Genomic DNA, 21,063 nt, shown 5'->3' on the forward strand with positions numbered 1-21,063 from the left:
ATCTCCCAGCACATAGGGCTTACGTTAGATACGGTATTGAGTTTCTTTCAGATAAGCTATTGCCATAATCTGTAGGTGGCAGAATTCATACTCAGACCTTCGCCCCCTTGCGGCCGAAGCCGACGACGCTTTCGGAGAGTTTGTCGAGGGGCCAGCGTGGGCGAGGGGCTTCGTTCATGTCGTCGCCCTTGCCGTTTTGCTCCAGAATGGACGGGTCTTCGGCGACCAGTTTTCTCAGGCGCTCTGCTCCGGCCCATGCAATCATGGCTGCGTTGTCGGTGCACAGTTTGTGCGGTGGGGCGATCAATTTTGCACTATGTTCTGCTGCAACCTCGTTCAGACGAATCCTAATTGCTTCGTTTGCAGCAACGCCGCCCGCGATAACCATCTTAGGTGGTGTGTCCGGATAGCGTTCTTTGAACATTTCGAAGGCTCTGGCACTGCGTTTTCCGACAACATCGGCGACTGCTTCCTGAAAGGAGGCGCAAAGGTTGTTGACGGTTTGCTCGCTGACAGGCTCTTCTTTGAGTGCTGCGGTGCGGACGGCAGTTTTCAGACCGGCGAATGACATGTCGAGGCCAGGACGATCCAAAAGTGGGCGAGGCAGCTTGTAGACGGTAGGATCACCAAGTTTTGCAGCTTTTTCTACAGCCGGGCCACCGGGATACGGCAGGCCGAGAAGTTTGGCTGTTTTGTCGAACGCTTCGCCAATTGCATCATCAATGGTTGTGCCCAACCGCTCGTATTCCCCAAGTGCTTTTACTAGGAGGTACTGCGTGTGGCCACCGGAGACGAGGAGCAGGAGGAACGGAAACTCCACCTGATCCGTCATGCGGGCGGTGAGGGCGTGACCTTCCAAATGGTTCACTGCAATCAATGGTTTATCGATTGCCATGGCAATGGATTTTGCTGTCATCAGGCCCACAATGACACCGCCAATAAGGCCAGGGCCTGCGGTGGCAGCAACTGCGGAGAGATCAGAGTACTTCACATTTGCTGTTTTCATCGCCTGATCTACGATACCATCCAGCAACTGAATGTGGCGCGCGCCGCAATCTCTGGTACAACACCGCCGAACGGTGTGTGCTCATCGATTTGGGAATGCACCACGTTGGACAAAATTACGCATTTGCCATCTTGATCAATCTCAAGGACAGCAGCGGCAGTTTCGTCACAACTCGTCTCTATGCCGAGGATGGTCAGCACGTTTGGTCTCCTTTGGCCGCTTGGTTTTTGTCGTTCTCTCATGCGATAAGCATGGTTGATTTCGCGGGCCGATGATTTTATGTCGCTCATCTAACATGAGCCCCTAGCATTGGGAATGTGATCCTTGCAAACAAAACCTATAAGAATTGGTACACGTGGAAGCGCTCTGGCACTGGCCCAGGCGCATGAAACACGCGCTCGTCTCGCGAAGGCACACGGGTTAACCGATGATGACTTCGAGATTGTTGTTATAAAAACAACGGGAGACCAAATTCAAGATAGGCCTCTTTCCGAAGCAGGCGGTAAAGGCTTGTTCACCAAGGAAATCGAGGAAGCTTTGCTGGATAAGTCTATTGATCTGGCAGTTCATTCTTCCAAAGATATGCCGACGGTTCTGCCGGATGGTCTGGGCATGACCGCTTACCTTCCACGTGAAGATGTGCGCGATGCTTTCATTTCTCCGAAGGTTGAGAAACTGACAGATCTTCCACAGGGTGCTGTGGTTGGGTCTTCCAGTTTGCGCCGTCAGGCACAGATCAAGCGTCTGCGTCCTGATCTGGATGTTGTGATGTACCGCGGTAACCTGCAGACCCGTTTGCGCAAGCTGGACGAGGGTGTGGTTGACGCAACCTTCCTCGCTTACGCTGGTCTGCGTCGTCTGGGACAGGGCGATCTGGTGACCTCTCTGATGGATCTAGAGCACTTCCTTCCAGCTGTTGGTCAGGGTGCGATTGGCATTGAGGCGCGTCTTGGTGATGAAGAGACTGCGCGCATTCTGGCGCCGATCCATCACGCTGAGACTGAGAGCCGCCTGTTGCTGGAGCGTGCTTATCTGGCTGAGATGGATGGTTCCTGCCGGACACCGATTGCTGGTCTCTCCCATGTGGAAGGTGATCGCATCCGTTTCCGCGGTGAGGTGATCAAGCCGGATGGCAGCCAGACACACACTGTGGAAGGCGAAGGCCCGGTAAGTGATGCGGAAGAAATCGGCCGCGAGCTTGGCAAAGAGCTGAAAGCGAAATCTGGTCCGAACTTTCTGGAGCTCTAATGAAGATACTCGTGACCCGACCTCAGCCACAGGCAGATAAAACTGCGCAGAAGCTGGTTGCTATGGGACACGAGGTAATTGTTGAGCCAATGCTGAGTTTCCAGCCGCTGACCGTTAACGGGGATGTGGCTGGGGACGCCAAAGCGATTGCTGTGACCAGTGCGAAAGCGGTTGAAGCTCTTGCCTTCAACGATCTGGTCGACAAACTACAGCACCTTCCTCTTTATTCTGTGGGTGAGGCGACCGCCAAAGCTGCAGAAGCCTCAGGTTTCCAAAAGATCATTTGTGCGGACGGGGATGTCGATTCCCTTGGCAGGCTGATTGCTGAGCGCAATCAGGACGGCCCCGTGTTTTATCCAGCGGCAGTTGACCGCAGTGGAGACCTTGCCGGACAACTGGAGCAACAGGGCATTGCCTGCCATATGGTGGAGGTCTACCAAATGGCTGCTGCGACTGGCTTTTCTGGAAAAACCCGTGATTTGATTGAAGCCGGAACACTGGATTGTGCGTTGTTTTATTCTCCGCGAACAATTCAAATTTTTCTCAGTGTTTCAAATCTTGAAAAAACCACAGTGTTTCTTAACTCTATGAAAGCATTATGTGTTTCTAAGCGGGTTGCAGAGCAGGCGAGATCGTTTGGCGAGGTTTTTACGGCTAAAACGCCAAGTGAGGATGGTTTGTTTGAACTTCTCTCAGGTTCAATAAGTTGAGAGGATGTGATTTGCACTTCTCTGGGCCCTATGGAGAAGTCGTAGTTTGTTTAGCAAGGTGCTAATTCTCCCTGATAGCAGTTTGCTAAAGGGATGCTTATGTTAAGGAAGAGGTGTCTGCGGATGCCTTATCGAGATTGCGTGCGTAATTAAATTGGCGCGGCTGGAAACTGCTTGAAACGCGCCATTCTAGGAGGTTTTGATGGCTGCTGATGACAAAAAGGGTGGGGCGTCCACCGGGGCAGGCTCTGGTGGTGGAACATCATCACGGAAATCTCCGCTCTCCAGTGGATCCCGGAAGCCTGTAACGATCGATCTGCCTGCAAAAGACGTTTCCAAGACTGACAAGCCTGCCGCGAGCGCTGGCGCAACTGCCAAGGCTGCTGCGAGTAAGGCTACTTCTTCCAAGCCGGGCGCTGTGCCGTCAACCGGCAAACAACAATCACAAACTGCTGCGAAGACTGAAAAAACTGAAGCGACTAAAGCTGCGGATGCGAAGCCTGCAACAGGCGCAAAACCAGCTGCTGGCGGTAAGTCTTCTACCTCAACAGCCAAGCCGACTGCTGCTGCAAGCGCAAAGGCTGCGGCTGACGAGAAGAAAACAGCTTCTGATGAGAAGAAAGCTGCTGACACTGCCAGTGCAGCGAAGACAGAGGCTGGCAAGACGACAGCTGCGAGCAAGGCGACAACCGCCAGCAAGACCTCAACCTCTGCTGCTGCAAAAGAGCCTGCTAAAGCAAAAGACGACAAGGCGGGTTCTGGTGGAAAAGACACGCCTCCGCCGCCACCTCCATCTGGCAAAGGCCCAGGTGGCCCTGCTGACAAGCCTCCGCATCCGCCAAAGCAGGGTGCCGGGTTTGGGGCAATGCTGGCCGCTGGTGTGATTGGCGCGCTTATTGTTGCGGGTGTCGGTTTCGGTCTGCATCAGGCTGGCATGTTGCAGATGGTCGGCGCAGGTTCCAGCCAGAATGCAACTGAAGTTCAGGCTATGCTGGAGAGTTCCAAGAACCGCTATTCTCAGCTGAAGGAAGAAATTGCAGCTCTGCGTGATCATGCGAGTGGCAGTTACGCGGCGAAGGACACCATTGAGAAGCTGACGGCTCAGCTGGATGCGATCCAGAAAGAGACCAGCACAAAGCTGAATGATGCCACTGCCGGTGTAACGCAGCGTGTGCAGGAGCAAATCTCCACGCTGGGTGCTGAGATCAAGGAACTCAACGAGTTCATCTCCAACGGTGCTGCTGGTGATGGTGCTGCTGTTGCGAGCCTGAAGAAGACACAGGATCAGCTGGCGAAGCAAGTTGCTGATCTGACAGCAGCCTCGCAAAAGAATGCTGAGCAGGTGCTGAAAGGCGTGCAGGGCAGCTTGACTGACCTACAAAAGCAATTCCAGCTTTGAAAGAAGCGCCGACACAGCTGAAGGATCTGAGTTCACAGTTGGCTGTGACTGGCTCCAAGGTGGATGAAGCTTTGGCGCAGATCGGCAAGCTGACTGCGGAACAGAAGGTTCTGGAAGGCAAGATTGAAGCGCTGACACAGTCCACTGCTGAAACAACCAAGCAGATGACCGCTCGTGTTGATCGTCTGGAGAAGGCGCTTGGTACTGCGAGTGCGCAGGAACGTGCTGCGCGTGCGATAGCGATTGCTTCTCTGAGGAACGCTGTTGATTCTGGTGACAGCTATGAGGCTGAGTTGGCTGCAGTGGAAGCTGTGCTGCCAAATGATGCAGCTGAATTGGCGCCGCTGAAGGCAAGCGCTGCAACGGGCATTCCTTCTTCCGCTGCTTTGATTGCCGGATTCGGGCAGGTTGCTCGTGATATGAGTGCTGTGTCGCTGACCAGTGAGAATGATGATGTGGTTGATCGCCTGTTCTCCAGCGCCAAGTCACTTGTTTCTGTTCGTACGCCAAATGACAGCGAGGGTACAAGCTCCAGCGCAGTGCTTGGCACGATGGAAGCTCGCGTGACGGCTGGTGATCTGGCTGGTGCGATCAAGGCTTATGATGCGTTGCCAGAGCCAATGCAAAAGGTTGGTGCCGCGTGGGCTGAGCAGGTGAAAGCCCGATTGGCCGCAGATGAATTGGTGAAGAAAATCACCGCTCAAGTTTTGAAGTCGCTTGTTTCTGAAAACAAGTAGTATCGGAAAGGAGCGAAGGACATGGTCCGCGTTCTCATCTTTTTCGCGTTTGTATTTCTGCTGGCCCTTGGTGGTGCTGGATGGCTGATCGTCCGGGTGTGGTTACACTTGAGTGGCAAGGCTATGTTGTTCAGGCAAGCTTGCTGACAGCTGTTGTTGCCTTTGGTGCCTCGATTGTTGCTTCGATTGTGGTCTGGGGTTTCTTCCGATTGATCTGGAAGTCACCAACGCTGGTTTCTCACTTCATGCAGCGGCGCCGTAAGGACAAAGGGTATGATGCTCTGTCTCAAGGCCTGATGGCGCTCGGTTCCGGCGATACCCTCCATGCCCGCAAGTTTGGCCTGAAGGCAGATAAGCTGCTGGATGGTGATGAACCTGCTGCGCGTTTGCTTCTTGCGCAGGCGTCTCAGCTGGATGGTGATCATGCAGAAAGTCGTCGCCGGTTTGAGGCGATGCTGGAAGACGACCGCTCCATGGCTGTTGGTCTGCATGGCCTTTACATTGAAGCTGAGCGTGAAAGCGAGCCAGCTGCTGCCCGTCACTTTGCTGAGGAAGCCTTTAATCTGGTTCCGGGGCTGCGTTGGGCAGGCAATGCTGTGCTTGGGTATCAGGCCGTTTCCGGTGATTGGGAAGAAGCCATTGCAACGCTTGAGCGCAACTATGCTGCTCGCATGCTGGACAAGAAAACCCTTCGTCGCCAGAAAGCTGTGCTGCTGACCGCGCGTGCGCTTGAGCTGGAGAATGAAAACCCGGATCGTGCCCGTACGCTGGCTGTTGAAGCGCATGGTCTTGCGCCATCTCTCGTACCGGCTGCGATTGTTGCTGCGCGTCTGCGGACCCGTGCTGGCGAAATCCGCAAAGCAAGTAAGATCCTTGAAGCGACCTGGAAACTCAGCCCGCATCCGGACCTTGCTGAAGCTTATGCCCACGTTCGCCCAGGTGATTCCGTCACGGACCGCTTGAGCCGTGTGAGAACATTGGCAAGCATGCGTGCCTACTCCTCTGAAGGTGCGATCGCGATTGCTGTCGCTGCGATTGAGGCGAAGAAGTTTGACGAAGCGCGTGAGCAGCTGAAGCGCGTTCTGCGCTCTGAGCCAACACAGCGTGCCTTCCTGCTGATGGCTGACCTTGAAGAGCGTGAGCATGGTGATCAGGGCCGCATTCGCGAGTGGCTCTCCCGTGCGGTGCGTGCGCCTCATGACAAGGTCTGGATTGCAGACGGTGTTGTTTCTGCTAACTGGGCGCCTGTTTCACCAAAGACTGGCCGCGTGGATGCCTATGAGTGGGCGACACCGGAGAACACGATGGATCAGGACCAGACAATCGAAGTCATTGATGACAAATTGTTTGAGCCACCAGAGCTGGCAGCTCCAGTGCAAGTGCTGGATGAGCCGGTAAAAGCTGACATCGTTGTGCCAAAGCCTCAGGACGTTGAGACACCAGCTGCGCCGAAGGAAGAGCCAGCACCTGCTCCAGCTCCAGTAGAAAAAACAAAGGCAGAGGCGACTGCAGCACCGGTTGTGACGGAAACGGCCAAGGAAGAAACGCCTGTTGCAGCAGAAGCACCTGCGGAGACAAAGCCTGAGGAAACCGCGCAGGCTGAGGAGCCTCGTGCGACTGTTGTGCCTGTCGAATCTTCCAGTTGGGCGCCGACAAAAGCCAACGAGAAGGCTGAGGCAAAGTCTGACGAGCCTGCCAAGACTGAGCAGGACGCAGATGCCAAAACGGATGAGAAGGCTGAAAAGAAAGACGAGAAGCTGGTTGAGTTTCCGCTTTCACATCTGCCGGATGATCCGGGGCCTGAGCCTGATGATGAAGATCCGAAAGCGCCGAAGGATCAAAGTTTTAGGTTCTTCCGCTAGCACTATTGCTTTCGCAGAAGTGAGTGTTTGAGGCAGTTGCTTCTGCGAATGCAGATAGATGGTGGATGCCTGTTCCGCCATTGCAAATCAGACTTGCATCTGATCAGGAGCTTGGGTATCAAGCTTCCACTTTCCGGCACACTCCTCGTGCCACCTGGAATGCCGCTGTAGCTCAGTTGGTAGAGCACGTCATTCGTAATGATGGGGTCGTAGGTTCGAGTCCTATCAGCGGCACCACTCATTCTCTGATACTTCATAATCCCCCAAAAACTTGCTAGTTTGGCTTTGTCTTGTGGCCTACTCGTCGTAGGTTCTGATTTGTGTTTTTTGGTCCTTTAGTCGAACCTTTAAGCGCATTGATTTCATTTGCACATATGGAGGCCATCGGGGTTTCGTGGGAGCGGGCTGACGGTGGTGTGGAGTACCGGAAGTGATTGTCGATCACCTGAATAAGTTGCGCGCGTGGTTGTTTGAAGATGCGTTACCGCTTTGGCTGAAAGCTGGCGAAGATGCTGTGAATGGCGGATTTGCGGAAACCATCACGTTGGATTGCCAGGGCAGCGCAGATAACAGACGTGGTCGCGTCAACCCGCGCATGGTGTTCGTGTATTGCGAAGCTGGTCGTCTGGGCTGGAATGGCCCGTGGATGGATGTGGCGCTGCGCACGCAAGCTTATGTGGAGCGGGTCTACGGTACTTCTGAAGGGTATATTGGTGCGCTGGCTACGCCGGGTGGTGAGCTGCTGGACACATCCTTTGATCTTTACAATCAGGCCTTTGCATTGCTTGCACTTTCCAGCATTGCTGATGTGAACGCTGAGAAGCGTGAGGAAGCCTGTGCCAAGGCAGATGCTCTGCTGAAGGTTCTAAAAGGGCGCTTCAAACATCCTACTGCTGGTTTTCAGGAGGCTGAGCCTGCGCGTGCGCCGCTGGGTGCAAACCCGCATATGCATCTGTTTGAGATGTGCCTTGAGTGGGAGCGATCTGAGAACCTGAGCGCTGAGCAAAAGGCTGTGTGGTCAGCTCTGGCAGATGAGCTGGGTGAGCTGTGCCTCAAGTATTTCATTTGTGAGAAGACAGGTGGCTTGCGTGAGTTCTTTGCGCTGGATTGGTCTCCGATGCCAGGAGATGAGGGTAGGGCGCTTGAGCCGGGTCATCACTTTGAATGGGCATGGTTGCTGAGCCGCTGGAACAAGCTGCGCGGTGATGACCGTGCCAAGGCTGCGGCTGCGCGTCTCTTTGAGATTGCAGAGGTTTATGGTGTTGATCGTGAGCGTGGTGTTGCGTTGATGGGCATCAATGATGACTTTTCTGTGCGTGATCCGCTGGCACGTCTGTGGTCTCAGGCCGAATGGCTCAAGGGCTCCATTGCCATGCTTGAAAGCACGCCGGAGAGCGAGTGGCCTCGGTATCGCCAGTCCATGCTGGACGCGTTGGCGGCGCTGGAGCTGTTCTTTGAGGATGTTCCGGCTGGTCTCTGGAAAGACAAGTTTTTGCCGGATGGTACCTTTGTGAAAGAAGCAGCTCCGGCGAGCTCGCTGTACCACATCATCTCGGCCATTTCAGAGCTGGACCGGTTCTGTAAAACCGAGGTTGGACAGAAAGTGGTTGCGCTTGAGAGCGTTAAGTAGCGGTTCCTGCAGGATACACTGGGAGAATTATGATGGTTAAATGGGGTGTTCTATCAACCGCACGGATTGGCCGCGAAAAGGTTATTCCAGCCCTGCAGAAAGCCAAGGGTGTTGAAGTTGCGGCGATTGCTTCGCGCAATGAAGATAACGCGAAGAAGGTTGCTGCTGAGCTGGGCATTGAGAAAGCCTATGGCTCCTACGAAGCGCTGCTGGCGGATCCAGATATCGATGTGATCTACAATCCTTTGCCAAACCACATGCATGTGCCGATGACCATTGAGGCTGTGAAGGCTGGCAAGCATGTGCTTTGCGAGAAGCCGATTGCTCTGGATGCAGATGAAGCACGGCTTTTGCTTGAGATGCCTGATGATCGCTTTGTTATGGAAGCGTTTATGGTGCGTGCGCATCCGCAGTGGCAGCGTGCGCTGGAGATTGTGGAGTCGGGTGAGCTTGGCAAACTGCAGAGCATTCAGGCGTTCTTTGGCTACAGCAACCAAGACCCACAAAACATCCGCAACAAGGCAGAGCTTGGCGGTGGTGGCCTGATGGATATCGGCTGTTACCCGATTGTAGCATCTCGTTACTTCTTCAATGCTGAGCCTGAGCGGGTTGTGAGCCTGATTGATCGTGACCGGAACTTCGGTACGGACCGTTTGACTTCTGTGATGATGGACTTTGGTGAAGGTCGTCAAGCGCAGTTTACGGTGTCCACACAGTCTGCTCCGTATCAGCGTATCAATCTGGTGGGCACTGCTAAGCGTCTGGAAATTCTCATTCCGTTTAACGCGCCAGCGGGTGAAGAGACAATTCTTCGTCTCGATTCCGGCAGCGTGCTGGGTGACGGTGCGATTGAGGTGGAGCGTGTTCCTGCCTGTGATCAGTACACCTTGCAGGGTGAATTGTTCTCTCGCGTGGTTCAAGGCGAGGAAGAGCTGCCTTATGGTGTCGGCGATGCGATCCAGAACATGGAAATCATTGATGCGATTGTGCGTTCTGAGCGCAATGACAGCTGGGAGACCGTTGGGTCTCCCGACTGAGTGTCTTATGGGCGTTAGACCTTAACGCCGTTGATGGAATACAGGTTGTCGCGATTGAGTGTGTTGAGATCGCGACGGCCACACAGGGCCATGGTGGTATCCAGCTCTTTCTGGAGAATTTCCAGTGACTGTGTCACACCCTGCTTTCCGCCTGCGCCGAGACCGTACAGGAATGGTCTGCCGATGTAGGTGCCTTTTGCACCCAAGCAGATGGCTTTGAGCACATCCTGACCAGACCGAATGCCGCCATCGATGTGGATCTCCACCTTATCGCCAACCTCGTCCACGATTTCCGGCAGGATCTCGATGGAAGATGGTGCGCCGTCGAGCTGACGTCCGCCGTGGTTAGAGACGATGATCGCGTCACAGCCGGAGTCGACTGCGTGACGGGCATCTTCCTTGTCCAGAATGCCTTTCAGGATCAGCGGGCCGCCCCACTGTTTCTTGATCCACTCAATGTCATCCCAGCTCAGGCGTGGATCAAACTGCTCTGCTGTCCAGGAGGACAGGGAGGAGAGATCGCCGACGCCCTTTGCGTGGCCGACAATGTTGCCGAAGGTGCGGTTCTGGGTGGTGAGCATTTTCATGCACCACATTGGGCGGGTTGCCATCTGCCAGACGTGCTTTGGTGTGAACTTTGGCGGGGCAGACAGGCCGTTGCGCAGGTCTTTGTGACGCTGGCCGAGGATCTGCAGGTCAAAGGTGAGGACCAGTGCGGAACAGCCTGCGTTCTTTGCGCGGTCGATCAGCGAGTTGATGAAGTCCCGATCTTTCATCACATAGAGCTGGAACCAGAACGGCTTGGTGGTTTTGGCCGCGACCGCTTCAATAGAGCAGATGCTCATGGTTGAAAGAGTGAACGGTACGCCGAATTCTTCTGCTGCCTGAGCTGCGAGGATCTCGCCATCGGCATGCTGCATTCCGGTGAGGCCGGTTGGTGCAAGCGCGACCGGCATTGAGACATCCTGCCCGATCATTTTGGTGGCGAGCGTGCGGTTGGTCATGTCGACCGCGATGCGCTGGCGTAGCTTGATCTTGGCGAAGTCGCTTTCGTTCGCCTGATAGGTACTCTCGGTCCACGAACCGGAGTCTGCATAGTCGAAGAACATCTTCGGAACGCGTTTGCGTGCACGTTCTTTGAGGTCGCTGATTTCAAGAATTGGTGCCATGTACGGGCCTCCCCCCGAAACATTAGTTTTTATGTATAGAGGGATTGCACGTATCGGTGATATGTCAATATTACATGTATACGACTTAGGTCTACCAGTATTGGAAAAAGCATTATTCGCATTCATCTATGAATGCCCTAAGTACTCTGAAATATCTTTGAAGTGCCCAAGATGACTAAAGCGTAATGGGTAAATAACTATCTGAATTTGCATGTTTTGTTTGTCCGGACAAACGTTATGCGCGTGTCCGGACACGATTTCGTCTTGCCCTGACATCAATTGTGTTGTGAAACCGAAATATATCTCCAAAAGCTGTAATTGCACCCGCTTTTGGTGCTAGGAGAACGGTTATGGCTAAGAAAACTGAGACGATTGAAGTCCGAATGTCACCAGATCTGAAGCTGGAACTTTCCGAGCTGAGCAAGCAACGAGAGCAGCCGATGAGCCAGGTCATTCGTCAGTTGATTGAGCAAGAACTCTCCAGTGCCGAGGCGCAGGTTAATCCAACTGGAGATATGATCATGCCCGTAAAATTGAAGTCGCAACTGGTGAAGTGGGGCGGTAGTGGCGCTGCTGTGCTGGCACTTGCTTGATGTGGAATGTGGGTGTTCAAAGCACCGCTTCAGCAGATGCTGGTATTCGCGTTACGTTTGCTGCGATGGACCAGAATGAAGACGGTGTTATCTCCCGCAAGGAGTTTGAACGCTTTACGTCTCTGGATGCATTGGAACTGGTCGATCAGGAGCTCTCTAAGGAAGAGATGAAGCTTCTTGCCTCTGAAGAGATGGATCCGCTTCCTGAGGCTTGCAAAGCTGATTTCGAGCAGTTTGAGGCTGAAGAAAGAAAGGCATTGTTGGATGAGTTTGCTGAAATGGATCAGGACAAAAATGGTTCTGTCGACTTTGGTGAGCTTCGACATCTTGTGAAGCTGCAGCAGCGGGAGCTGTTTCTTGAGCTGGACCAGAACGTGGATGGCTATCTGACGAAACCTGAGCTGGTGGATTTTCAGGGCACTGTTGATCCGGCAATCAGTGCTGACTGCGCAAAGGCATTGCTGGAGCAGGAAGAGGCTCAGGCTGACAAGCAAGAGCTACGCTATGTGATGGCTCATTTTGATGAGAACAATGACAAGAAGATCAGTCTGGATGAGTTTTTGAACAATCAGAATGACAGCTTCTTCTGATTGGGCGCAGTCGCGTTGGTGGGAAGCGGATTGCCTGCTTCCCATGGGACCTGCTTATGGTGCCGGATCCTACCGGTCTTCGTTCAACTTACTTCTTTTGCCGACTGATCCAGGCCATCCAATTGTAAAACCAGTTGCGAAGGTTATCTCCGCACCGTTTGAGCACATTGGATATATAATTCATGGCTTACCCTCCATGTGCAGTTATTTCTGCTCTGATGGTGGGCTCAATTCGCTAAATGCGGATGAAGGAACTGCTTCAAGATTTAAGTTTGAATGGTGACCCCGAGTGGATTCGAATATTATTAAATATAATTGTAAAAACAATGTGTTAATTTAATTTCATGAAATTTACCCCTGCTGTCTACCCCTGAAGTTTGATCTTTATCGAGCTAACCTAATCCTCAGTTTTGCTACCCCTCGAAAGCTACTCTTTACTAAGTGCGCGACTCCACCTGAGGCAACTGTGGGAGAGTAATTGTGTCTTATGCTCAGTAAAGAACAAGCGCACCGAAATGGTGTCCACAGTCGAGTAGTAGTCTGTCAGTGTAGTTCGTTTTCATGATTAGAAGCGAACGAAGCGGTCATTCGCTGCACTGCAAGAACTCAGGTAAGTGAATGGCGGTCGTCTGCGTCGTGGGCCAATAGCCGCCATTAGAGCTTTTCTAGCAAAGGTTGAACCAGCTCCACCAGGAAGCTTCTTCGGTAGCTCCTTTAAACGATCTGTAACTATTCAAACTGCCCATACCGGTTGCTCGGAGTTAGCGTAATACTGCCGCGCAGCGAAGCGCTGATGGCCTCAGATCGGCATTGGGGTGATAGTACATAGTGTCATGTACGATCTAACTTGTCTCGTTGTTCTGCCTACCTCGTTCCAACAACTTTTCTGGGCTATAAGTAGAAATCCAACTAACTCAGATGCTTATATTTCTTGAACGGCCAATTTGGGAATTGCGGATAACTTAGCTTTCCGCCGCTCGACGACTTGGCTAGTTGCTCATCCAGAGGTTACACTCCGGTCCACAAAAAAAGATAACAGAATGCAAATCTGTATCCTGCAGAAGCGCCGTTGAGATCGCAGAAACCACGTTTGATTTCACTGAGCAGCCGTTTGCTCGCACGACTCTCGTTTTCATTAATTAGGTCGTGCAGTTTGATAAAGAACAAGTTTCAGCGAATAGTTGGATGTACCATATGAAAAATAATAATGTCATTCAGAAAATATGGAGCCTTTGCCACATCCTCCGTGGTGATGGGATAAGTTACCACCAATACGTGTCTGAGTTAACTTATCTTCTTTTTCTTAAAATCGCCGAAGAGAATGGTATTGAGCATCTCTTGCCTTCTGGTTCTCGCTGGAAAGACCTTGTGGCCCAACCTAAAGATGGTTTGCTAGGTTTCTATCAGGAAATGCTCACCCACCTTGGTACAAGCGCTGAAAGCGATACGATTCAAGCGATATACGCTTTCCCAACTACAGTGTTCTCTCATGACGAAAACCTTCATGCAGTAATTGAAGGCATTAATAAACTTGATTGGCATGATCTATCTGATGACCGGTTTGGACAAATCTACGAAGGATTGATTGAAAAAAGCGCGCAAGATGTGCGTTCTGGAGCGGGGCAATTTTTCACGCCGAGAGCTTTAGTACATTCCATAGTGCGAACTATGAAGCCACAACTGGGCGAGACAATCCAGGATCCAGCAGCTGGCAGCGGTGGGTTCTTAATAGCTGCAGACCGGTTTATTCGTTCAGAAAATAGCAAGCGAGCATACGCAGAAAACTCGCCAGAGTATCAAGGTGTGGAAATTGAGAAAAATACCCGCCGAATTTGCTTGATGAATACGTTTTTGAATGGATTAGATGCAGAGGTCATATTCGGGGATGCGCTAACGGATGATGCAAAAGGGCTTCTGCCTGCTGATGTTATTTTAGCAAACCCACCCTTTGGGAGCAAGGCAGGCAGTCGAAGATCGCTCCGTGCTGATCTCCCTTATCATAATGCCAATAAACAACTGGCGTTCCTTCAGCATATATATCTTGGGTTGAAACTAGGTGGGCGCGCTGCAGTCATTTTACCAGACAATGTGCTGTTCGATGATGGCGTTGGCAAGTTAGTGCGGCACGAACTGATGAATAAGTGCGATCTGCATACAATTTTAAGGCTTCCAACTGGAATTTTCTCCAGCGCTGGCGTTAAAACAAACGTACTGTTCTTTAGTCGCGGTCATAAAAAGAAAAATAATACAGATACGGTCTGGTTTTATGATTTGCGCACAAACGCGCCTGCCTTCGGTAAAACCACACCATTGCTAGATGAGCATTTCTCTGAATTTGAAAAATGCTATGGCGGTGACCCGCACGGAAAATCAAAGCGGCTGGATCAAGGTGAGACAGGTCGGTTCCGCTGCTATTCACGGCAAGAGATTGCTGATCGCGAAGATGATTTGGCTATTTCTTGGCTTCGTGATGAGAGCGACGATATTGAGAATGCGGCAGAAACACCAGAAGAGATTGCCGCTTTGATCCTCTCTCATCTTCAATCGGCAATGACGGAAATTGATTCTGTTGTTGGAGAGTTTACAGAACCTGTCGAGGATAGCGAATGATGATGAGCCCGCGTCGCAGAATCGAGAGGTGGGCATGAGTGTTCTCCCGAAGGTGGACGTTGGCCACGCTTAAATCGGTCGTCCAGCCATATGAAACTGTAGACCCTAGAAGACAACCTGAGCGGCGGTTTCAATATGTTGATATCAGCTCCATTGATAATCAATTACAAAAAGTTACTGAACCCAAGGAGTTTTTCGGGCGAGATGCCCCATCTCGAGCACGTAGAGTGGTCAAAAATGGTGACATTTTATTTGCAACAGTAAGAGCATATCTGAAAAACATTGCAGTAGTACCGGAAGATCTAGATGGTGAATTGACCTCTACTGGAATTGTACCGCTTCGACCCAACAATGCGATAGTGCCAAACTATCTGTTCAACTGGGTTCGTTCGGACCGCTTTATTACATTTATCTCAAAGTCTCAAAGTGGAACGCTTTATCCAGCAGTGACAGAGAAACAAGTTTTAGCTGCAGAGATTGCTATTCCGCCTCTCGCTGAGCAAGAACGGATTGTTGCCAAGCTTGATAGTCTGATTTCCCGTACAGCTTATGCTCGCAACGCGCTCGATCAAATCCCGGCATTGATTGAAAAATATAAAGTGTGCTTGCTCGAGAAAGCATTTTCTCAGGGGAATATCTCGCACGCAACCACAGATGGCGAAGACTTGAAAAGGTATGGAAAAATACTTGTTGGCGAGTTAGTTGAGAACATTGTCGCTGGTAAAAATCTCCGCTGTGAAGAACGGCCACCTTCGCTAGATGAGAGAGGCGTAGTAAAGGTGAGTGCTGTTACTTGGGGGAAGTTCGATCCGTTCGCATCTAAAACCCTGCCGCCCACTTTTGAGCCGTCAGAGAAATCTCGGATTCGAAATGGTGATCTTCTGATCTCAAGGGCAAATACGCTGGAACTGGTGGGTGCTGTTGTAGTCGTGGAAGGGTGTCCTGAAAACTTGTATCTGAGCGATAAGGTTCTTCGTTTGGAAATGCCGGAGGATGATAAGCGCTGGTTGATGTGGTTCTTGCGCTCGCCGAAAGGTCGAAAGGAAATCGAGGCACGAGCAAGTGGAAATCAAATGTCCATGCGAAATCTCTCACAAAAGCAATTGCGAGAAATCCCTCTTCCATGGCCCCCATTAAAAGTTCGAAGTGAAATCATCCGACGTATAGATGCTGCCTATGCTTGGCTTGACCGTGTATCTGACGAGTGCATCGCTGCATCAAAGCTACTCTCTGAACTTGATTCATCTATTCTCCAAGCAGCTTTCAATGGAGAGCTTGTCCCGCAAGATCCGCATGAGGAGCCCGCATCAACTCTGATCGAAAGAATTAGGGCTGAATGTGAAGCAAGACAAGCAGAGTTAAAGTCAGGACGCAAGTTGGTAGCGCATTCCCGAATACCAACGAAGAAAGGAGCTAAGATGGAAAATTTGATCGAAGTTCTTAAAGCCACAGGAGATTGGGTTTCAACCAGTGAGGTAGCACAAGCACTCGGAATTAGCGATGGTGTAACATCTGACGTGGTTGAAGAGTTCTACAACAACCTGAGGGTGCATCTACTGAATGGCTATATTGAGGTTGAGCGCCGAGGGGAAGAAGACTGGTTACGGCTGATACCGATCAGTGAAGGATGAGTATGCGTATTGATTGGCTATGGATTGGTGAATACAAAAACCTTAAGGATCTGACGATTGATTTCGCTCAGGAGCATCTTATTACCGTACTGATTGGCAGAAATGGCACTGGAAAATCTAATATTCTAGAAGCCATGACAGTTCTTTTTCGCGACCTGATTATGGGTGAAGATGCAAAAGGGAGCAAAAATAAGCCATCTTTTGCCTATCGAATTTCCTATCAGATCAAGGACAAGTGCGTTCGCATTGATGCTGATCCAACAAGCAAGGATCCATATCGCATCAAACTTGCACCGTATGATCATGCTTCGGAGACACCTCCTGTTGCAATCAACTTTGAAGAAGCTCCTGGCAAATTATTGACCGTTTCTAGGTTGCGCGACCTGGATGATGGATATCTGCCAAAATTTCTGTTTGGCTATTATTCAGGCCAAAGTGATCGAATGGAGGAAGTCTTTCACAAATACCTCGAACGATATGACAAAGACCTTCGGGCCGGGAAAAATCCTGGCTTGAAGCGCCTGTTTTATGCATTGCCAGTTCATAGTAATTTTGTATTGCTGTCTTTCATTGTAAATAATGCCGAGTTGACTGATAAGTTTTTGCAAGAACAGCTTGGTCTTGAAGAAGGAGGGATCGAATCTGTTCTCTTTGTGCTTAGAAAACCCTCATGGAAATCAAAGGACGGTGATCCGCGCTTCTGGAATGCGCGTGGTGTCGTATCCGAGTTCTTGGCAACTCTCTATGATATTTCTCTTGCGCCATTGCGGATTACTCGTAAGGAAAAAGTAAGCCTATGGAACTCGCGAACCCAGGAATTTCTATATCTTTTTGTTAAAGACCTTGATGCACTGCGTAAGCTGGCTGCAGGGAAAAGTACCACGCAGTTCTTTCAGGACTTAGAAAGCACATATGTTTCTGAGTTGATTGATGAGGTGCGGATACGGGTGAAGCTACGGAAAAATGATGGGTCAGTCACATTTCGTGAATTGAGTGAAGGCGAGCAGCAGCTTTTGACTGTGCTCGGGTTACTTCGTTTCACTGCTGAAGAAGAAAGTCTGTTTCTGCTCGATGAGCCCGACACACATCTTAACCCAAGGTGGAGCGTCGAATATCTTCAACATATCCGCAATTTTCTGAATGTGAATGGGACAGAAAAACAGAGCAGCCACGTTCTTCTGGCAACACACAATCCCGTGGCGGTAGCTGAGTTGGAGAAAGAACAGGTTCAAATTCTTACACGGGATAAGGATACTCAGGTAATTTCGGCTGCGGAACCGGATACACATCCGCGTGGGATGGGGTATGCGGGTGTAATGACCAGTGAGATGTTTGGATTAAGCGCCGCACTGGACACGCATACTCAAAGCCTACTTGCGAGGAAACGTCGTATCAACGCGAAAGAAGCGCTTAGCGAAGGCGACAAAAAAGAACTGAGTAGCATTAACGCAGAACTTCTAAACTATGGATTCCGCTATGAGGTACGAGATCCAGAACTCAAAGAAGCATTGCGAATGCTGGATCAGGAGGTAAATCAAACGAGTGAAAGAATGAGAATACCTGATGAGGCTGAAAAAGCGCACCGTTTAATTCAGAACGCCTTTAAAAAAGAGGAAGACTAAGAGATGCGCTATATCAACCTTGACCAGTTGGAGCTCCCCGACGGTTGGCAGGCTAGTGCAGATGCGGCTATCGCGGACGCAGCTGTTGCAGATGAGGATAGAAAGAAACGCGACCATTCAACTGTTTGGCGCAACTTGAAACAACCATTAAAGAAGCTTTCGCATGACAAATGCTATTATTGCGAAATAGTCCAAGAGCGCTCTGATGGGGCAGTCGATCACTTCCGCCCGAAAAGTAAATATCCGTGGTCAGCTTTCAACTGCTCGAATTATCGATTTTCATGCACCTTCTGCAATAGTGTTCGGGAAGACAAAAAAAATGGAGAAATAGGTGGGAAAGGGGATGACTTTCCTCTCTTCGATGAAACGGCACGGGCAACTTGTTGCGAAGGGGAGGTAAATGAAAGCCCAATTCTGTTGGACCCGTGTAAACCAGACGAACCCGGCCTTATAGATTTTGATGAAACAGGAAGCCCCATTCCGACATATTCGGAAGAGGCTCATGCTGGTCGTAATAGACGTGCAACTGAGTCGATCAAACTGTATCACTTGGACCATGCTGACCTTGTTGACAAACGCAAGGCGCTTGCCGTTTTAATAAACCGTGAGATCACTGTGGCTGATAGGCTGTTCCCTCAAACAGAATCTGGAAATGCCGCCATTGATAGTTCATTTTCGGATCATGTGCGAAAACTTGCAAGTTATATCTCTGAAGGTTCAGAGCTATCAGCATTCGCACGGAGAATTCTTACTGGCCATCGAGATATAGTTTGGGTTGAGAGTTTACTTCGCTCTGCTTAAGAACAAGGAATTGTTTGCACTACCGTCAGTCGGTTGCGTACTCGAGCGCGAATAGAAATGAAATGCGTTCTTTAGCTCGGTACTTGGCTCAGCACACCGTACAGCCGCAAGCCTGCTGCCTGCCCTTAGAGGCATGGTGAGTGGGATCAATTATAAATTGATTTCTTGCTGCAATTGGTCACAAGCGATTTGTAGCAACTGCGATTTCTGTGCTCTGACCAAAGGCAGCAATGGGGCTCATTCGATATTAATCCATAATACTGAAAACCATTGCTATTAGCATGTGTGCAGAATAGCGGAGTTGATCAATAAGTGGCACGCGACTCTGATGTCGTATTTGGGTATAGCCATACGAGACGCTAATAAGCCTTCAGCAAAATACAGAAAAGGGTGTTGCGTTAGGGTTGTTTTGTGATTATGTAGCATGTTGTTGCTACATAACTATCCAAAAACAACACATAGCAAAGGGCGGCGAATGAAATTCGGCTACGCACGAGTGTCAACGCAACTGCAAAATGACGCAAGGCAGGTTGAGGCGCTAACAGATCAGGGTATTACTCCTGACCACATTTTCATAGACAAAGAATCCGGCTCGATCCGCGAGAGACCCGCTCTCAGCGAGTTGATGATAAAACTTCGTGATGGTGACGAGGTGGCTGTTGTTTCTATGGACCGTTTAGCCCGCTCGCTCGCAGACCTGCATTCATTGGTAGAAGAAATCACCAGCAAGGGCGCCAAGCTTCTATTTCTTAAAGAAGGGCAGTCTTACTCGTCTGGCAAAAATGACCCAATGGCTACACTCATGCTCGGTGTCCTTGGTGCGGTAGCGCAGTTTGAACGTGAAATAATCAAACAGCGGCAGGCAGAGGGTATCAGCGCTGCCAAAGCTCGCGGTGTTTACACCGGGCGAAAGCCGAGCATTGATAGAGATAAGATTGCCGAACTCCTTGCAAGTGGCATGAATAAGAGCGCAATCGCTCGCGAGCTTGGTATAAATCGGGCAAGTGTTTTCAGGATTGAAAAAGAACTTGATGGGCAGGCTAAGTCTTCCGACCTGCTTTCTTGATTTTGCATTTAAATGACAGCGCGGCAATCCTACACGATTGAGATTGCCAAGCTATCGCGTGGAGCCGAGGCGCAGGCATTCCCGGCAATCAGTGCAGTGATATGAGGGTCATTCGCGTGAATTATTGCGGTGATGAATGGTTCTTTCCCGGCACCCAACATCTCGCCAACTGGACATCAACGAAATACCAACACTAACGAGGGCGAAGAAAACAACGCCGCCGAGCTGGCAAGTTTGCGTGAAATCTTGATGCATCCGCCTTCCACGCCGCCTCTCAACCCGTCAAACCTGAGAAGTAATTGCGGTAGTCTGGCAGCATTTTGATAATCTTGGTAGGTGCGGGCCAATTTGAAAGGGAGCGCACGATGCAAATGCCAAAGCCCACCAGCAAGTGAGCACACTTCGCAGCGATTACTCTTAAGAGGATTATCGATCTATTGGCTCCGGTACATATCATTGCTTAAAATCACCACTTCCAATTAGCAACGAGGAACGCCACATGACACAGCAACGAAACAAAGGCGGGCGACCTACCAAGTTCACTGAAGAGCTGGGGGAAGCCATAGCCTTAAAGGTCGCCGCCGGGCTAAGTATCTCCGCCGCTGCTGCTGAGTGCTGCGTTCTGCGTAAGTCCGTTTACGACTGGAAGAAGAAGCACGCATTCTTTGCTGAGGCTATTGGCCTTGCTGAGGGACTTAGACAAGCAATGTATGAGCGTGAACTGCTTGAGGCAGATGACAGCGCCACAGTTCGCCGTGTCATGTGCGCATTGAAGAACTTCGCTCCTGAGGATTGGCGGGAAAAGCGAGAGATTAGCGCCAATGTCGAGGCAAACCGTTATATCGGGAAGAGCTGGCGCGAGCTGGCAAAAACAAACCCGCGAACGGAAAGCGCATAGTTGCTACCGGTGGTCGCGTTAAGTTGTCAGACACGCATGAGGTGCTACTAACCGGACCGGCCCAGCGACAGAAGGTCGATTGCCCACGATAGAAAGGCCGTTACCGCTTCCTGCTTCAGTAACTCAGCAAAGGGGGAGCTTGTAGTGCATTAAGTTCGCATTTCCGGGACTCGTTTCCCGCATTCATGCCAGTACACACCCAATCCATTCGATTCAGTTCCTCATGACAGGGAGAGTAAGTAGCCTGTAGCATCATGGTAGTTGGTAAGCTTGGTTGTTGTGGTGTGTGCCTGCGGTTTGCCTCAGTGCATTCTCGCAAGTATCAGAGCAACAGTTACAGCAACAAGGCAAGGGTGGTTTTGTTACAAGCCTACGCGCGCGTGCGCGAGTTTTCGCGGGTTTTAGCCAATGTGTGTTGATTGTCAGGATCAGTCACAGCCCTTCGACTTTGTCG

At 50.8% G+C, this 21,063-nt stretch carries 16 protein-coding genes, 1 tRNA gene and 1 pseudogene; 16 read left to right on the plus strand and 2 right to left on the minus strand.

Annotation, left to right across the window (positions count from 1 at the left end; genetic code table 11):
• Positions 1–91: 91 nt before the first annotated feature.
• A pseudogene (gene tsaD / locus JCM12308_RS08805) lies at positions 92–1,203 on the minus strand (tRNA (adenosine(37)-N6)-threonylcarbamoyltransferase complex transferase subunit TsaD).
• Between the two features lie 127 nt (positions 1,204–1,330).
• On the opposite strand from tsaD, the gene hemC reads away from it, so the two are divergent.
• From hemC to JCM12308_RS08840, 8 genes are all read left to right on the plus strand, one after another.
• Positions 1,331–2,254 (plus strand): hydroxymethylbilane synthase, encoded by a 924-nt coding sequence (hemC, locus tag JCM12308_RS08810; RefSeq protein ID WP_054783480.1) that lies wholly within the window; start codon positions 1,331–1,333, stop codon positions 2,252–2,254.
• A complete protein-coding gene (locus tag JCM12308_RS08815; protein WP_054783481.1) occupies positions 2,254–2,964 on the plus strand; it encodes a uroporphyrinogen-III synthase in 711 nt (236 codons plus the stop codon). Before hemC ends, JCM12308_RS08815 begins: the two co-directional genes overlap by 1 nt.
• Before the next feature lie 202 nt (positions 2,965–3,166).
• A complete protein-coding gene (locus tag JCM12308_RS29450; RefSeq protein ID WP_208978397.1) occupies positions 3,167–4,363 on the plus strand; it encodes a hypothetical protein in 1,197 nt (398 codons plus the stop codon).
• Positions 4,360–5,100 carry a COG4223 family protein gene (locus JCM12308_RS29455; RefSeq protein ID WP_208978398.1) on the plus strand — a complete coding sequence of 247 codons (741 nt, stop codon included), beginning with the start codon at positions 4,360–4,362 and terminating at the stop codon, positions 5,098–5,100. The genes JCM12308_RS29450 and JCM12308_RS29455 overlap by 4 nt, the downstream gene beginning before the upstream one ends.
• Before the next feature lie 80 nt (positions 5,101–5,180).
• Positions 5,181–6,962: a heme biosynthesis protein HemY gene (locus JCM12308_RS08825; protein WP_208978399.1), complete on the plus strand. Its 1,782-nt coding sequence runs from the start codon at positions 5,181–5,183 to the stop codon at positions 6,960–6,962.
• A gap of 161 nt (positions 6,963–7,123) precedes the next feature.
• Positions 7,124–7,199 (plus strand) — tRNA-Thr (locus JCM12308_RS08830).
• Positions 7,200–7,392: 193 nt separating this feature from the next.
• Entirely contained in the window at positions 7,393–8,592 is a 1,200-nt protein-coding gene (locus tag JCM12308_RS08835) for an AGE family epimerase/isomerase (RefSeq protein ID WP_054783482.1), read from the plus strand.
• Between the two features lie 29 nt (positions 8,593–8,621).
• Complete coding sequence (locus JCM12308_RS08840) at positions 8,622–9,629, plus strand: Gfo/Idh/MocA family protein (protein ID WP_054783483.1); 1,008 nt, start codon at positions 8,622–8,624, stop codon at positions 9,627–9,629.
• Positions 9,630–9,643: 14 nt separating this feature from the next.
• Here JCM12308_RS08840 and JCM12308_RS08845 read toward each other — a convergent pair whose 3' ends face one another.
• The gene (locus JCM12308_RS08845) at positions 9,644–10,798 is read right to left on the minus strand and encodes an alpha-hydroxy acid oxidase (RefSeq protein WP_054783484.1); all 1,155 of its coding nucleotides are present in this window, start codon (positions 10,796–10,798) and stop codon (positions 9,644–9,646) included.
• Positions 10,799–11,148: 350 nt separating this feature from the next.
• On the opposite strand from JCM12308_RS08845, the gene JCM12308_RS29460 reads away from it, so the two are divergent.
• From JCM12308_RS29460 to JCM12308_RS08880, 8 genes are all read left to right on the plus strand, one after another.
• The gene (locus JCM12308_RS29460) at positions 11,149–11,391 is read left to right on the plus strand and encodes a ribbon-helix-helix protein, CopG family (RefSeq protein WP_208978400.1); all 243 of its coding nucleotides are present in this window, start codon (positions 11,149–11,151) and stop codon (positions 11,389–11,391) included.
• Between the two features lie 8 nt (positions 11,392–11,399).
• On the plus strand, positions 11,400–11,981 hold the full coding sequence (locus JCM12308_RS08850) for an EF-hand domain-containing protein (protein WP_208978401.1): 582 nt from the start codon (positions 11,400–11,402) through the stop codon (positions 11,979–11,981).
• A 1,194-nt stretch (positions 11,982–13,175) separates the two neighbouring features.
• Positions 13,176–14,591, plus strand: a complete 1,416-nt coding sequence (locus tag JCM12308_RS08855; RefSeq protein WP_054783619.1) for a class I SAM-dependent DNA methyltransferase — start codon at positions 13,176–13,178, stop codon at positions 14,589–14,591.
• A gap of 59 nt (positions 14,592–14,650) precedes the next feature.
• Positions 14,651–16,222 (plus strand): restriction endonuclease subunit S, encoded by a 1,572-nt coding sequence (locus JCM12308_RS08860; RefSeq protein WP_164845280.1) that lies wholly within the window; start codon positions 14,651–14,653, stop codon positions 16,220–16,222.
• Between the two features lie 2 nt (positions 16,223–16,224).
• A complete protein-coding gene (locus JCM12308_RS08865; protein WP_054783486.1) occupies positions 16,225–17,844 on the plus strand; it encodes an AAA family ATPase in 1,620 nt (539 codons plus the stop codon).
• A gap of 3 nt (positions 17,845–17,847) precedes the next feature.
• The gene (locus tag JCM12308_RS08870) at positions 17,848–18,645 is read left to right on the plus strand and encodes an HNH endonuclease family protein (protein WP_054783487.1); all 798 of its coding nucleotides are present in this window, start codon (positions 17,848–17,850) and stop codon (positions 18,643–18,645) included.
• A 475-nt stretch (positions 18,646–19,120) separates the two neighbouring features.
• Positions 19,121–19,711, plus strand: coding sequence for a recombinase family protein (locus JCM12308_RS08875; protein ID WP_054783488.1), 591 nt, complete (start codon positions 19,121–19,123; stop codon positions 19,709–19,711).
• Positions 19,712–20,210: 499 nt separating this feature from the next.
• Positions 20,211–20,609 carry a hypothetical protein gene (locus JCM12308_RS08880; protein WP_054783489.1) on the plus strand — a complete coding sequence of 133 codons (399 nt, stop codon included), beginning with the start codon at positions 20,211–20,213 and terminating at the stop codon, positions 20,607–20,609.
• The last annotated feature ends 454 nt before the right edge of the window (positions 20,610–21,063 follow it).

The sequence above is a fragment of the Pseudovibrio denitrificans JCM 12308 genome (assembly GCF_001310815.1).
GTDB lineage: Bacteria > Pseudomonadota > Alphaproteobacteria > Rhizobiales > Stappiaceae > Pseudovibrio > Pseudovibrio denitrificans.